8 protein-coding genes, 3 tRNA genes and 3 rRNA genes are annotated in these 15,048 nt (G+C 60.7%); 5 read left to right on the forward strand and 9 right to left on the reverse strand.

What is annotated here, in order from left to right; all coding sequences use genetic code 11:
* Positions 1 to 59 precede the first annotated feature (59 nt).
* Positions 60 to 638, forward strand: a complete 579-nt coding sequence (locus ACW18C_RS11885; protein WP_492071058.1) for an RNA polymerase sigma factor — start codon at positions 60 to 62, stop codon at positions 636 to 638.
* Positions 613 to 1,584, forward strand: a complete 972-nt coding sequence (locus ACW18C_RS11890; RefSeq protein WP_492071059.1) for a FecR family protein — start codon at positions 613 to 615, stop codon at positions 1,582 to 1,584. The genes ACW18C_RS11885 and ACW18C_RS11890 overlap by 26 nt, the downstream gene beginning before the upstream one ends.
* 39 nt (positions 1,585 to 1,623) lie before the next feature.
* Here the strand turns inward: ACW18C_RS11890 and ACW18C_RS11895 are convergent, their stop codons facing one another.
* The 9 genes from ACW18C_RS11895 to ACW18C_RS11935 form a co-directional block, all read right to left on the reverse strand.
* Entirely contained in the window at positions 1,624 to 4,764 is a 3,141-nt protein-coding gene (locus tag ACW18C_RS11895) for a TonB-dependent receptor domain-containing protein (RefSeq protein ID WP_492071060.1), read from the reverse strand.
* A gap of 281 nt (positions 4,765 to 5,045) precedes the next feature.
* A tRNA-Met gene (locus ACW18C_RS11900) sits at positions 5,046 to 5,122 on the reverse strand.
* Between the two features lie 103 nt (positions 5,123 to 5,225).
* Positions 5,226 to 5,340 (reverse strand): 5S ribosomal RNA (rrf, locus tag ACW18C_RS11905).
* A gap of 89 nt (positions 5,341 to 5,429) precedes the next feature.
* Positions 5,430 to 8,216, reverse strand: a 23S ribosomal RNA gene (locus ACW18C_RS11910).
* Between the two features lie 200 nt (positions 8,217 to 8,416).
* Positions 8,417 to 8,492, reverse strand: a tRNA-Ala gene (locus ACW18C_RS11915).
* An 88-nt stretch (positions 8,493 to 8,580) separates the two neighbouring features.
* Positions 8,581 to 8,657 (reverse strand) — tRNA-Ile (locus tag ACW18C_RS11920).
* 207 nt (positions 8,658 to 8,864) lie between these two features.
* Positions 8,865 to 10,325: ribosomal RNA gene (locus ACW18C_RS11925) — 16S ribosomal RNA — on the reverse strand.
* Together the 16S, 23S and 5S rRNA genes with 3 tRNA genes alongside form the textbook arrangement of a ribosomal RNA operon.
* Positions 10,326 to 10,955: 630 nt before the next feature.
* Positions 10,956 to 11,384, reverse strand: coding sequence for a CBS domain-containing protein (locus tag ACW18C_RS11930; protein WP_008261184.1), 429 nt, complete (start codon positions 11,382 to 11,384; stop codon positions 10,956 to 10,958).
* A gap of 93 nt (positions 11,385 to 11,477) precedes the next feature.
* Positions 11,478 to 12,182, reverse strand: a complete 705-nt coding sequence (locus ACW18C_RS11935; RefSeq protein WP_492071062.1) for a rhomboid family intramembrane serine protease — start codon at positions 12,180 to 12,182, stop codon at positions 11,478 to 11,480.
* A 119-nt stretch (positions 12,183 to 12,301) separates the two neighbouring features.
* Between ACW18C_RS11935 and hfaA the strand changes: the two genes are divergently transcribed.
* From hfaA to hfaD, 3 genes are read left to right on the forward strand one after another with little or no spacing between them, the layout of a single operon-like run.
* On the forward strand, positions 12,302 to 12,763 hold the full coding sequence (hfaA, locus tag ACW18C_RS11940) for a holdfast anchoring protein HfaA (RefSeq protein WP_492071063.1): 462 nt from the start codon (positions 12,302 to 12,304) through the stop codon (positions 12,761 to 12,763).
* Positions 12,760 to 13,776 (forward strand): holdfast anchoring protein HfaB, encoded by a 1,017-nt coding sequence (gene hfaB, locus ACW18C_RS11945; RefSeq protein WP_492071064.1) that lies wholly within the window; start codon positions 12,760 to 12,762, stop codon positions 13,774 to 13,776. Before hfaA ends, hfaB begins: the two co-directional genes overlap by 4 nt.
* Entirely contained in the window at positions 13,703 to 14,962 is a 1,260-nt protein-coding gene (gene hfaD / locus ACW18C_RS11950) for a holdfast anchor protein HfaD (RefSeq protein ID WP_492071066.1), read from the forward strand. The genes hfaB and hfaD overlap by 74 nt, the downstream gene beginning before the upstream one ends.
* Positions 14,963 to 15,048 lie beyond the last annotated feature (86 nt).

The following is a 15,048-nucleotide window of genomic DNA, read 5'->3' on the forward strand; positions in this document are numbered from 1 at the left end:
TCTCACAGCCGCTCGTCTTTATGCTGAATACAAGATGAGATTTCGTCGGGGGCGGCGGCATGCGCGATGACTCAAGACAGCGGCTCGTCGCCTGGGTGGCGTCCCAGGTCATGCCACATGAACCGATGGTTCGCAGTTGGCTGCGGCAGCGACTTCAGTCGCCAGACGACATCGACGACTTGATCCAGGAGGCCTACGCAAAACTCGCCGCAATGTCGTCCCTCGAGCAGATCAAGCGTCCCGACGCCTTCTTCTTTCAGGTGGTGCGTAATCTTCTCGTGGACCAGATTCGGCGCAGTCGGGTGGTCCGTATAGAAGCGGCGGCGGAGCTCGACGTCCCGTCCTTCTATGCAGATGAGCCGACACCGGAACGGATCGCCGGCGCTCGGCGTGAACTGGCCCGCGTTGGAGAACTGATCGACGCCCTGCCGGACCGATGCCGCCGTGTGTTTATCCTGCTCAAGATCGAGGGCCTGTCCCAAAAGGAGGTAGCTTCGCGACTCGGCGTCAGCGAGAGCGTGGTGGAGAACCAGGGGGTCAAGGGCCTCCAGAAAATACTCAAGGCGATGAGAGAGGAAACCGGCGATAACGACTATCGCCTCAAGGTGCGACATGAACGTTCGACAAAGCGCCAGTGAAATAGAGGCGGACGCGGCTCGCTGGGTCATGCGTCTAGACCGCGACGGCCGAGAGGCGGTCCGAGCGGACCTTGAGGCTTGGCTAGAAGGCGATATCCGACGCGCGGGCGCCCTGCTGCAGGCGGAAGCAGCCTGGACGCGGCTCGACCGGGCTGCTGGAACGGTCAGCCGGGAGTCCCGCAAAGCCCGACGCGGGGCATGGCGTATGCCGTCGCGTCGCATTCTACTTGGGGGTTTCGCGGCGGCCGCGGCCACCATCATCGCCGGTGTCGCTATAATCCCGCAGCAGCCGCGGAGCTATGCGACGACCTTGGGCGAAATCCGTCGGCTTCCGCTTGCGGACGGATCGACCGCTTCCATCAACAGCTCCAGCCGTATGAACGTCGACTTCAAGACGGACCTTCGACGTGTCGCGCTCGAGCGGGGCGAAGCCTGGTTCCAGGTCGCGCGTGATCCATCGCGGCCTTTCCGGGTCGAGATTGGCCGGGTTCGCGTACAGGCCGTAGGCACAGCGTTTTCGGTGCGCCGGCTCCACGACGGCGTCGAGGTACGGGTTACAGAGGGTGTGGTGAAGGTTTGGGTCGAAGGCACAGCGGGCCGGACCGTCGAACTGGCTGCGGGAACGACCTCTTTCGTGGGCGAGGGCCGCGACAGCGCTTCTCCCCCCGTGGTGGCCCCCACGGAGATTGATCGCGATTTGGCATGGCGTTCAGGGCAGATCGATCTTGCCGGCGAGACGCTTCAGGAAGCGGTCGCCGAATTCAACCGCTACAACGCCCGAGCGCTGGTCATCGGCGACGAGGCTTTGGCCTCCGAACGGCTCTACGGCGTCTTTCGCCTCGACGATCCCGAAGGCTTTGCCCGGAGCGTCGCCGTTAGTCTCGAGGCTACCGCGACATCGGACGCGGCGGAAATTCGGCTCAGTCGTCCGCAGACAAACCGTTAGCCGTATCGGCGGCGCTATCCGCGCCGCCGACGATGTCGCCTAGAACCGCTTTGTGAGCGCAATATTGAAGTGTCTCAGACGCGGGTCGCCATACCGACTGTAGAAAGAGCCGGTTGTGATATCCACCGGCGGCTGGGTGTTCAGCACATTGGTAACGCCACCGCGCAAATCGGTGTCCTCGCGAACGGCCCACGTGGCGAAGACGTCATGGTAAATCTGGCTGGGTATGCGGGCGCTGCCTTGAAGCGGCTGTACGCTGTGATCCTGACGCAGGTAATAGTCGTTCGAAAAGCGCGATCTCCACCCCACAGACCAGGTGTCGTCCTTGACGAACGCCACTGTGGAGTTGCCTTTCCAGGTGGTGCCGCCGGAACCGCCGAAGCCCGCCGCGAATGCGCCCGTGGCGACGCCCGCCCAGTCCAAGGCCGGAGTGTTCTCTGACCGCTTGATCGACAGTTCGGCCAGGTATGTCGCGTCCGCCTTCAAATCCAGGCGCCCCCCGAAGAGATCGCGACTGTATTCAAGAGCGAAATCCCAGGCCTCAACCCTGACGCCTGCGAGATTGGCGATCGACATGTCGGCGGCGATGATGGGGCCGACGGCGAAGCCGTCGCTCGCTGGCGCGCGGATAAAACGTTCCGGGTGCTCTCGCAGAAAGTCCTCAAACAGCCTTTGCCCGTCGGTGTCTCCAACCTGTGGCGCCAGAAGGGCGCCCGGACTGAAATAGTTGTCCTGCTTTTCTGTCCTGGTCCAGTCAACCGACACACGGACCCCCTCGATCCAGCGCGGCGTAGCGATTATCCCTACAGAGAAGGTCTCTGAACGCTCCGGTAACACATCGGGATTGCCGCCAAGGAAATTGCCCGGTCCCTGAAGGATGTTGAAGCCCGGAAGCAGCGGGGTGCCAATCGGTTCACCCCCCCGTTCGGGATCCGTGACCCTGACAATCTGGACTGGCGTCGCCTGCCGGATCAGCTGATGCAGAAAAGGCGGCAGATAGCCGGTGCCGTAGCTTCCGCGGAAGGCCAAATCCCTGAAGGGCGCCCACTTGGCGCTGTAGGTTGGATCTGTGCGGGAGGACGTGGAGGTGGCATAGTCCGGCGACGCGCCGTTTGCGGGGCAGGGTGTCGACAGCTCCGCCTCAGTCAGTGGACGGGGCACGCTGAGGCAGTTGATGCCTACTAGTCCTCCCCTCCCCTCGATCTCGTCGTACCGCGCCGAGGCGCCGAAGCCGAGTTCATAAACGAGGGGGATATTGTTCTCCGAGCCAATCAGGGGCGCCCAAAACTCGGCATAGGCGCTGTTGGTGTCTTGCCAGCGCTCGGGCGTAAAAAGAACGATAGAGGATTCGGCAGTGCTCTGGGCCGTCCTGGAGTCTCCGTTCCACAACTCCGTTCTCTCGATCAGGGTGCTGAGAGTCGGATAGCCGCCGGGCAGCTTGATGGGCAACGGTCCAGCGAACCTTAAGCTAACAATCTGGGTGGTCGCCTCCGCCGGGCTTCGCATGGAGCCAAAATCGAGGAAGGCATAGTCGATCGGATCAGCGTTGATATCCCGAATTACATCGATGTCGCCGCTACGCAGCGCGGTCAATGTAGCAACGTCGATTCCGGGCGCTGCAAGATTGTCAGTGAAACGGTTCCAGTTGTAGGTGTAGTCGAGGTTCGCCTGCCATTTGAACGGCAGCTGGATAATGGCGCCCGCGAGGAACCGGCGTGTCTCGCTCAAAGACTCGCCTTCGGCGTCCGCGCCGATATGGGGCACCGCGACCTGAATAGCTTGCTGAAAGGGGTTGTTCGGGGCGTTAGCTGCAAGGGCGATCGTCGATGGCGCCCTGAGAACACTGCTAGTCGTTCGCGCTTCACTGGCTTGAACCTCGCCGTACAGACGCAGCCAGGAGGTAAGCTCGTGTCGCACGGCGAACGAGCCGCTGAAGCTCTCTTCACCCGATGTGAGCGTCACTCCCTCGCCAAGCGAGTTTCGCGCGGGATCGAGGTTATACTGTCCAGCGTTTGCGACCAGGGCGGCGATTCCATCCACACCGACGCCGCGGAAACCATAGGGTGCAAACGTGTGGTTCGCGCCCAGCGAACCGCCGCCAAAGGCAGGATCGAGGGTCAGATTGGCTCCGTTCTGGCTGCGGATGTTGGGTGTCGCGCCGAGGATCAAATTCTGGTCGAAGTACGGGCTGCCGGCAGCCCGTATGTGCTCATAGCCCTCGGACAGGAAACTCCTGTCTCCCATACGCAACGGGCTGGCGTCCCGATAACTGGCTGACACCGAGAGGTTTGTCTTCCCGCCGGCGAGATTCAACCCGCCGGAAAGATCAAACCGATAGTCGGGGGCGTCTCCGTCCCATACGTCCGCGTAGACTGTCGTCGTCTCCAGACCGCGGTAATCGCGTTTCATAATGATGTTTATGACGCCGCCGGTGGCTCCGCCGCCGTAAACAGAAGAAGCTGACGAAGGCAGAACCTCAATTCGCTCGATCTGGGCCATGGGTATGCCGACGATGGTCGGCTGCTCCAGAAAGCCGGCCCCCGTGTTGACGCTGGCCAGACGACGGCCGTCCTGGAGAATTAGCGTCTCATTTGTGCCGAGCCCCCTGAGGCGGAGCTGGCTGCGGCCACGGGTGGAGTCAGATGCTTGATCGCTCGAAACGGGCGAAACGCTGGCCGCGAGATTGTCGCGGAAGAACTGTTCCAGGCTTACCGCGCCCGACCGGCGCAAATCTTCCTGAGTGAAGATCTGATAAGGCTGGGCGTCATCCTCGGTATGGCGCACGCTAGTGTTCAGAGACCATCCAGCACCGCCCTGCACAAGAACCTCGGGGAGCACCGTGACCTGATTCCCCGCTTCTTCCGGAAAGGGCACCACCACATAGGCCCCCTCCGAGGGATGTGCGACGGTCAGTCCGGTGCCCTGGAGAAGAGCGGCCAAGCCTGACCGCACCGTATACTGACCGACTACCGGATTGGTTCGACGTCCCTCGGCGTGGCCGGCCGAGATGAGGATTTGCACGTCGGCTTGGCGAGCGAAAGCAGCGACCCCGCTGCTGGCAGGCTGGGCTGGAACGTTGAAGGTCCGGGTCTGGGCCCAGGCGGCGCTCGCCGACAAGACCGCGATAGAAGCGACAGACGTGAACAAGGCGCTGCGCGCGCATGGGCCGAAGGCGTTCATATGGCATCCCCCAAGAATAAAGGGCCCCTCAGCCCCTTTGAACTAGACGGGCGGGGATCGACATTCCTTTACCTCGTTCGAAAATTTGTCAGAGCGCGGTCAGTTCGCCTTCTCCCTGGGGCGCGCGTGGGCTTGCATATTCACCAGGCACCCGCCAGCAGAACGGTATGGGGCTTCTACCCCCCGCTGAGCTTTTACGTGGCTTCGACGGTGGATTTTCGAGGCGTCGGACTTCGGCCAGCAAAAAGCCGCTGAGCGTAGTGCTCAGCGGCTGTTTTGTTTGGGTGCGGGAGTAGGATTTGAACCTACGACCTTCAGGTTATGAGCCTGACGAGCTACCGGGCTGCTCCATCCCGCGGCAAGCGGTAGTCGTGAAGGAAGAACGGTTCGAGAAGCCTGGGCTGAAGTAGCGCGAAGCGCGATAGTCCAAGTATTTAGCAATCACTCTGTCCGCCCGGTAGACCCGGCGGCGACCTACTCTCCCGCGCCTTGAGACGAAGTACCATTGGCTCTGGAGGGCTTAACGACCGAGTTCGGAATGGGATCGGGTGGGGAACCTCCGACATAGCCACCGGGTCAACGGGGCGGACAGAGAGATTGCGAAGAAGACATTGTCGTGACGATCATCGGGTCAAGGATGATCATCGAATGAGTTTTGCTGAGAAACGATCAAACCGATCGGATTATTAGTACCAGTAAGCTTCATGGGTCGCCCCACTTCCACACCTGGCCTATCAACGTGGTAGTCTTCCACGATCCTCAGCGAAGCCTTGTTTTGAGGTTAGTTTCCCGCTTAGATGCTTTCAGCGGTTATCTATTCCATACTTAGCTACCCTGCTGCACAGCTGGCGCCATGACAGGTACACCAGAGGTATGTCCATCCCGGTCCTCTCGTACTAGGGACAGATCCTCTCAAGCTTCGAACACCCACGGCAGATAGGGACCAAACTGTCTCACGACGTTCTGAACCCAGCTCACGTACCACTTTAAATGGCGAACAGCCATACCCTTGGGACCTGCTCCAGCCCCAGGATGTGATGAGCCGACATCGAGGTGCCAAACTTTGCCGTCGATATGGACTCTTGGGCAAAATCAGCCTGTTATCCCTAGAGTACCTTTTATCCGTTGAGCGATGGCCCTTCCACTCGGGACCACCGGATCACTATGGCCGACTTTCGTCTCTGCTCGACTTGTCAGTCTCGCAGTCAGGCGAGCTTATGCCATTGCACTCGACGAGCGATTTCCGACCGCTCTGAGCTCACCATCGCGCGCCTCCGTTACACTTTAGGAGGCGACCGCCCCAGTCAAACTACCCACCACGCCATGTCCCGGGACCGGATAACGGCCCTCGGTTAGACGTCAACGACAGTAAGGGTGGTATTTCAAGGACGACTCCACCAGAGCTGGCGCCCCGGTTTCATAGTCTCCCACCTATCCTACACATACGGTCGCTAACGCCAAGGCGAAGCTATAGTAAAGGTTCATAGGGTCTTTCCGTCTGACCGCGGGAACCCCGCATCTTCACGGGGAATTCAATTTCACTGAGCCTATGCTGGAGACAGTGGGGAAGTCGTTACGCCATTCGTGCAGGTCGGAACTTACCCGACAAGGAATTTCGCTACCTTAGGACCGTTATAGTTACGGCCGCCGTTTACCTGGGCTTCAGTTCGTCGCTTTCACAACTCCCTTTAACCTTCAGGCACCGGGCAGGCGTCAGACCCTATACGTCGCATTGCTGCTTCGCAGAGCCCTGTGTTTTTGCTAAACAGTCGCTACCCCCTGGCTTGTGCCACTCAGTCCTGGTTGCCCAGGGTGAGTCACGCTTATTCCGAAGTTACGCGTGCAATTTGCCGAGTTCCTTCAGCATAGTTCTCTCAAACGCCTTGGTATGCTCTACCTGACCACCTGTGTCGGTTTCGGGTACGGTCTCTGCTGGAGTTATTTCCTGGGACAACGCCCCCGCACACACAATCCAATAAGTGGGTACGAGTTAAGCCATCCGTCACTTCCAGCTGGTGCAGGAATATTTACCTGCTTCCCATCGACTACGCTTTTCAGCCTCGCCTTAGGGGCCGACTAACCCTGCGCAGATTAGCTTTACGCAGGAACCCTTGGTCTTTCGGCGAGAGTGTCTCTCACACTCTTATCGTTACTCATGTCAGCATTCTCACTTCCGATACCTCCAGCCAGGCTCACGCCTGACCTTCACCGGCCTACGGAACGCTCCGCTACCGCTTGCAGTAAACTGCAAACCCATATCTTCGGCGCACGGCTTGAGCCCCGTTACATTTTCCGCGCAGGATCGCTTGATCAGTGAGCTGTTACGCTTTCTTTAAAGGATGGCTGCTTCTAAGCCAACCTCCTGATTGTCAAAGCAATCCCACATCGTTTCCCACTTAGCCGTGACTTGGGGGCCTTAGATGATGGTTAGGGTTGTTTCCCTTTTCACGACGGACGTTAGCACCCGCCGTGTGTCTGCCCGATAGTTCTCTTGGGTATTCGGAGTTTGGTTAGTATTGGTACCGCTCGCGCAGCCCGCAACCATCCAGTGCTCTACCCCCCAAGGAATTCGTCGGACGCTCTACCTAAATAGATTTCGCGGAGAACCAGCTATGTCCAGGTTTGATTGGCCTTTCACCCCTATCCACAAGTCATCCCAGAATTTTTCAACATTCACGGGTTCGGTCCTCCAGTTGGTGTTACCCAACCTTCAACCTGCTCATGGATAGATCACCTGGTTTCGGGTCGTCATACGTCGAACTTAGCGCCCTATTCAGACTCGCTTTCGCTGCGCCTACACCTAACGGCTTAAGCTTGCTCGACACATGAAGTCGCTGACCCATTATACAAAAGGTACGCCGTCACCCCGCTTGGGGGCTCCGACTGCTTGTAGGCTTCCGATTTCAGGATCTGTTTCACTCCCCTTGTCGGGGTGCTTTTCACCTTTCCCTCACGGTACTTGTTCACTATCGGTCGTAGAGGAGTACTTAGGCTTGGAGGGTGGTCCCCCCATGTTCAGACAGGATTTCACGTGTCCCGCCCTACTCGAGTCTCTTGCTGTTTGATGACTACGGGGCTTTCACCCACTATGGCCGACCTTTCCAGATCGTTCGTCTTTATTTCACAAGAGCACTGGCCTGGTCCCGGTTCGCTCGCCACTACTACGGGAGTCTCGGTTGATGTCCTTTCCTCCGGGTACTGAGATGTTTCAGTTCCCCGGGTTCGCTTAATGAAGCCTATGTATTCAGCTCATTATACCTTTCAACAATCCGCCAATCGCCGCTCCGGCCGAAACCGAAGCAGAGTTGGAAGACTGTAAAGGTGGGTTTCCCCATTCGGAAATAACCGGATCAAAGGGTGCTAGCGCCTCCCCGGTTCTTATCGCAGCTTGCCACGTCCTTCATCGCCTCTCTACGCCAAGGCATCCGTCAGAAGCCCTTCAACGTTTGATCGTTTCTCAGCAAAACTCATGCTCGGTTTATTCCGCCCGACTGGAAAGTCGCCGGGGGACCGAGCCTGATTTTTGTCAGACAATGTCTTCTTCTCGAACAAGACCTACAAGCTCAGGGGAGCCGGTCACGTTCTTCCTTTACGATTTCAATGCACGCCGGCCTTACGGCCAACGGCAAACTTGAATGCGATCACAAGATCCTGGTGGAGCCAGACGGAGTCGAACCGACGACATCCTGCTTGCAAAGCAGGCGCTCTACCAACTGAGCTATGGCCCCATTCCAACAGGAATGGTGCAAAGCCCAGGAGAGCTGTCATACGATACTGCCTGTGGGCTGGAGGCCAACCCCAGCAACCAGCATCAGCTGGTAGGCCCGGGCAGACTCGAACTGCCGACCTTACGCTTATCAGGCGTACGCTCTAACCACCTGAGCTACGGGCCTATGGCAGCGACAGCCAGGTCAAGAGACCCAGGCTCGCGATCGCGTCACCAATACATCAACCCGTATGGTCGATGCGTCGATGACGAAAGTGGAAAGAGAAACGGAGACGGCGGCATTCCGCATAGTGCTCGGCGCTGTGAAGCGCTCCGCTAAATCGGAGCCTCAATAGACAGCCTCGTGAGAGACGGCCTGGAGAAGCATCCTTAGAAAGGAGGTGATCCAGCCGCAGGTTCCCCTACGGCTACCTTGTTACGACTTCACCCCAGTCGCTGACCCTACCGTGGTCGCCTGCCCCCTTGCGGTCAGCGCAGCGCCTTCGGGTAGAACCAACTCCCATGGTGTGACGGGCGGTGTGTACAAGGCCCGGGAACGTATTCACCGCGGCATGCTGATCCGCGATTACTAGCGATTCCAACTTCATGCCCTCGAGTTGCAGAGGACAATCCGAACTGAGACGACTTTTAAGGATTAACCCTCTGTAGTCGCCATTGTAGCACGTGTGTAGCCCACCCTGTAAGGGCCATGAGGACTTGACGTCATCCCCACCTTCCTCCGGCTTAGCACCGGCAGTCCCATTAGAGTTCCCAACTAAATGATGGCAACTAATGGCGAGGGTTGCGCTCGTTGCGGGACTTAACCCAACATCTCACGACACGAGCTGACGACAGCCATGCAGCACCTGTGTCCTAGTCCCCGAAGGGAAAGCCAGATCTCTCTGGCGGTCCAGGCATGTCAAAAGGTGGTAAGGTTCTGCGCGTTGCTTCGAATTAAACCACATGCTCCACCGCTTGTGCGGGCCCCCGTCAATTCCTTTGAGTTTTAATCTTGCGACCGTACTCCCCAGGCGGATTGCTTAATGCGTTAGCTGCGTCACCGAAATGCATGCATCCCGACAACTAGCAATCATCGTTTACGGCGTGGACTACCAGGGTATCTAATCCTGTTTGCTCCCCACGCTTTCGAGCCTCAGCGTCAGTAATGAGCCAGTATGTCGCCTTCGCCACTGGTGTTCTTCCGAATATCTACGAATTTCACCTCTACACTCGGAGTTCCACATACCTCTCTCACACTCAAGACACCCAGTATCAAAGGCAATTCCGAGGTTGAGCCCCGGGATTTCACCCCTGACTTAAATGTCCGCCTACGCTCCCTTTACGCCCAGTAATTCCGAGCAACGCTAGCCCCCTTCGTATTACCGCGGCTGCTGGCACGAAGTTAGCCGGGGCTTCTTCTGTAGGTACCGTCATTATCGTCCCTACTGAAAGAATTTTACAATCCTAAGACCTTCATCATTCACGCGGCATGGCTGCGTCAGGCTTTCGCCCATTGCGCAAGATTCCCCACTGCTGCCTCCCGTAGGAGTTTGGGCCGTGTCTCAGTCCCAATGTGGCTGATCATCCTCTCAGACCAGCTACTGATCGTCGCCTTGGTGAGCCTTTACCTCACCAACTAGCTAATCAGACGCGGGCCGCTCTAAAGGCGATAAATCTTTCCCCCGAAGGGCACATTCGGTATTAGCACAAGTTTCCCTGAGTTATTCCGAACCTAAAGGCACGTTCCCACGTGTTACTCACCCGTCCGCCACTAACTCCGAAGAGTTCGTTCGACTTGCATGTGTTAGGCCTGCCGCCAGCGTTCGCTCTGAGCCAGGATCAAACTCTCAGGTTGAGTTGACTTCTGACCTAAGCTTGAAGACCACCGAAGTGATCTTGGCATTAGTTCTACGTATTTTATTGACGAGTTCCCACGTCATCGATCCGAAGACCGACGCATGGTATCTTTTCAAAAAGACCGCAGATAGTCAGTGTCGTATAATGACCGTAAGGTCATCGCTAGAACACCGCCGCCTGCGTTTCTCTTTCCATATCAACAATGTCAAAGACCTAGAACCGCCTCGGCGGCCCGACTTGTTTAGCGCCGTGTCGTCGGCGGAGGCGGCGATTTAGAGAACCGCGAACCTCGTGTCAATCGCTCTTTTCAGAGATTTTGCAGACCCAAGACCGAAGCCTCAAAACCACAAAAACCACCGGAGGAAAACGCAGAGGCTTTCCTCTTAACCGTTCGGCGATTCGATTGGAGCGCGGAACCTATTGAAACCAACCCAGGAAAGCAAGAAGTTTCTCAACTCTTTCTTCCCCTCAAAACCCCCGAAACCAAAGCTCCGAAGCCCTCAGGGCCGGCCCGTTTCCGAGCGAGGCGGTCCTATACGGGCCGCTCTTTTCCGCCGCAACCGGATTCTGACCAAACCATGAAAATTCTCGCGGAGTCGGACTCTTCGAACCCGTGCCAGCGCTCGCTTCAGCCCGTCGCTATATAGGTTCTGAGGCTTTCGGCCTCGCGGGCGTGATCGGCGATCTGACATTTGACGACGTCGCCGATGGAGATGACGCCGACCAGCCGGCCCTCGCTCAGAACCGGCAGATGGCGAATCCGCCGGTCGGTCATCCGCCCCATCACGGCGGACAGGGTCTCTCCCGGTTCGGCGAAGATCACCCGGGCGGACATGTAGTCGGAGACGGGACGGCCCAGGGCGTTGGGTCCATCGACCGCCAGGGCCTTCACCACATCCCTTTCGGAAAAGACGCCGGCGACGGATTCGCCGTCGCGGACGACCAGGGCGCCGACGCGTTTGCGCTCCAGCTCTCCGCATGCCTGCGCCACCGTCAGGTCGGAGGCGATGGAGAAGACGGCGTTTCCCTTGGTCTTGAGGATCTCGGCGACGAACATCGCGGCTCCTTCTCTATGGTTAGGAGACGACCGCCGGGCCGGGATGGCGACAGGGCCGCTCGATAACCATGATCGCGCAGCCGCGCCCCGGAATCAAACGTCCGATTCGGGGCGGGCCGACGTCCCCATGGGTAAAGGCCCCTTGCCGAAGGCGCGGCCCAAGGGACCGATGACCAGCAATCCGGCGATGAAGCCGAAGGCGTGGGCCTCCCAGGCGATGCGGGCGCCGTCCGCTCCCGGAGCATAGCCGATCAGCCCGGTGACGGCGTTGACCGCCATCCAGGCGATGGACGCCCCGATCACGCGCCGGTCGAACAGGCTCAGCACCCTGCCCCGTCCACCCATCAGGCGGGTCGCTGCTCCAATCAGGCCGAACACGGCCCCCGACGCCCCCACCATGGCCTCGGTCGAGCCCCAGTGGACCAGGCCGTAGCCCAGGGCCGCAACCACGCCGCACCCGATATAGAAGAGCAGGAAGACGGTCGGCCCGATCCGGTCGCCGAACAGCCGGGCCACCGGCGCGCCGAAGGCCAGGGCGCCGATCGCATTCATTAGGGCGTGGGTCCAACTGCCGTGCAGCAGCATGGCGGTGAACAAGCCGCCCCACCGCCCGTTCTGCAGATCGATGGGTGCGAAGGCCATGGCTGCGCCCATGTCCGGCAACTGGCGCTGGAAGAAGAACAGCACGGGCATCGACAGGGCGGTCAGCACCACCGCGACCGGGGCGTTGAACAGTCTTTCGGACTTTGGCCCTTCTGAATTCGGGGGCGCTGCGAATCGGCCATCGGGGTCGGACATGCCTCACCAATGCGCAACGATTTCTGCGATCTCAAGCGCTTCTTAATAACCTTAACGCAGTTTGGGATGCGGATCGTGGTTTCGGTCCGTCGTCCGTTTGCGCGCCAGGAGTATTATCCATGCCGGTCAAGAGGCTGATCGCCCCCCTGCCGACCGTGCTTGCGACCCTGTTCGTCGCCGCCGCCCTGTCGCTCGCCCCGCCTATCGCCATGGCCCAGACGACGGGTTCCGGCGGCGCCGCCCGCTTCCAGCAGGGCTATGGCTCCGCGCGCAACCTGACCAACACCGCCGCCACCGGTTCGACTCGCGACGCCAACGGCAATCGCCTGATCGTCAACGGCCTCATCCAGTCCGGCGCCTCTTCCTATTCCAGCCAGTCCGGCGGCGTGGCCTCGGCCTATGCCGGGGCGGGCTCGTCTTCCGGCAGCGGCACGGCCATCGGCGGCTCCACCGCCATCGGCAATCAGTTGAACGTCGTGGTCCAGGGCAGCCACAACACCGTCATCGTCAATTCGAAACAGACCAACAACGGCGACATCAACGCCGGCACGGCCCTGAACGGAAACATCACCCTGCCATGAGCCGCCCTCCTCTCCTTCGCAGCGGCGCCGTCGTGACGGCTGCGGCCCTGCTGCTCGCCGGCTGCGTCAGCCCGGTGGCCGGGCCGTCGGGTCAATATGCGACGCCGATCGGCAATGCGCCGGTCACGGCCAATCCCACCCCCTATTCGGCGGCGCTCTATTGCCTGGCCGACTACGCCCGCCGCTACAACCTGCCCTCGCCGCGCATGGCCGTGGGCCGGATCAGCGACTACACCGGCACGGTCTCGTCGGACGGCGGACGCCAGATCACCGGCGGCGCCTCGCTGATGGCGAACTCGGCCCTGGCCAAGGCCGGCGCCCGGATCGTCGAACGCTACGACACCTCGGTGTCCGAGCTGGAGCTGCGCTACGCCAACAACAAGCTGATCGGCGACAACACCCCCGGCGCCCAGGGACCGGAAGACACCCAGTACCGCCGCATCCTGGCCGGCCAGGTGCCCGGTTCGGACTTCTACATCGTCGGCGGCGTCACCGAGGTGAACTACAACATCCGTTCGGGCGGCTTCGACGCCGCTGGAGGCCAGGTGGACAGCGACCGTCCCGGCTCGGGCATCGCCACCTACCGCACCTATGTGATGAACATCGCCATGGACCTGCGGCTGGTTCAGACCACCACCCTCGAGGTCGTGGACGTCGTCTCGTACCAGAAGCAGATCATCGGCCGCGAGATCTCGGCCGGGGTGTTCGACTTCCTGAACGGCAATGTCTTCGACATCTCGGCCGGGTCCGGCGGGATGGAGCCGACCCAGCTGGCCGTGCGCGCCCTGGTCGAACGGGCCACGGTCGAGTTCATGGCCAATCTCTATGGGGCGCCCGGCCCCGAAATCTGCCTCAACGCCGCCAACGACCCGCTTGGCGATTCCGCCGTCGGGCCGACCGGCGGCTATTATCCGGCCTACCCCACCACGGAGACGAACAATGGCCAGACCCGCGCCGATCCGTCTCGCTGGCATGATCGCCGCGACGGCGACGTTCGCCCTAGCCGCTACTGAGGCGACGGCGCAGGAGACGCCGCTCTGCGATCCGCAGACCGGCTCGACCTGCTCCAGCACCCAGACCCAGTCCAGCGACGTGACCGGGACGGTGAACCTGAACGTCACGGTCGATCAGCTCGAGGTGACCAATTCGGCCACAGGCAATTCGCTCGCGGGCGGGATCGAGGATTCGTCCGGTTCGCTGGCGTCGCGCCAGACCATGACCGGCGCGACACGCGCTGACACGACCCTCGTCCTGAACGGCGAATCGGAAGGCGTGATCGGATCGACGACCCTGGCGCGCGGCGATTATCTGGGCGTCTCCACCGACGGCGCGACCTTCGCCCTTGATGCGGCCCAGGTCGCGAGCGGCGACACCGTCACCGCCCGCACCGTCGTCCAGTCGCCGACCGGCCATATGCTGGCCGGCGGTTCCGTCGGCACGGCGGCCGTCGCCAACAGCGTCGCCCTGGGCGGTCCGTCCTCCTCCATCACCGGCGCAGTCGATCAGTCGGCCCAGACCACCGTCCTGGCCGAGACGGTCGCCGACGTGCAGTACATCCCCGCCCCCGCCGACTTCTCGTCCCAGGCCGTGGCCAACGCCGTCCAGACCTCGACCACCGGCGCCTCTCACCAGGATCTGACGGTGCGCCAGACCAACGCCGCCTCGACGATTGAGGCGCGCACCGACGTCTATGTCGACAACGCCTGGAACCTGGCCGCCCGCGCCAAGGCCGGCGCCAACCAGACCGTCCTGTCCAACGCCGGCGGCTCCCTGGTCGCCGCGACCGACCAGACCAACCAGGGCCGGGTCCGCGCCGTCTCCCGGGCCCGGACCAATCTGCAGGGCCAGACCACCGTCTCGGCCCGCGCCGTCGCCAATGAAGTGATCGCCGGCAACACCGACATCTATCTGGCGCTGGACAACACCCAGCTGAACACCGGCGGGGTCGAGGCGACGGCGACCTATACGGGCGTCAGCGGCTATGACGCCTATGTCGGCGCCGAGGCCGTCGGCAACAGCGTCACCGGTTCCGCCTGTTCCCAGTGCGGCGGCGAGGTCAACATCACCAACAACCAGACCAACAACGCCGCCGTCACCGCCACGACGAACGCCACCATCGGCTCCGGCCGCGCCGCCGTGGTCGGAACCACCGCCGTCGGCAACAGCGCCACCTTCTATGTGAGCCGGCCGGGCGGGTGAGGACTAGACTCAATCCACGGCAAAAAATGGAGTCTATTTTCGTCTAGTCTTCGCGGGGACGCGGGGGCTGGGCGGAAAGGACCTTG

Source organism: Brevundimonas sp. FV1ye7S, assembly GCF_058680995.1.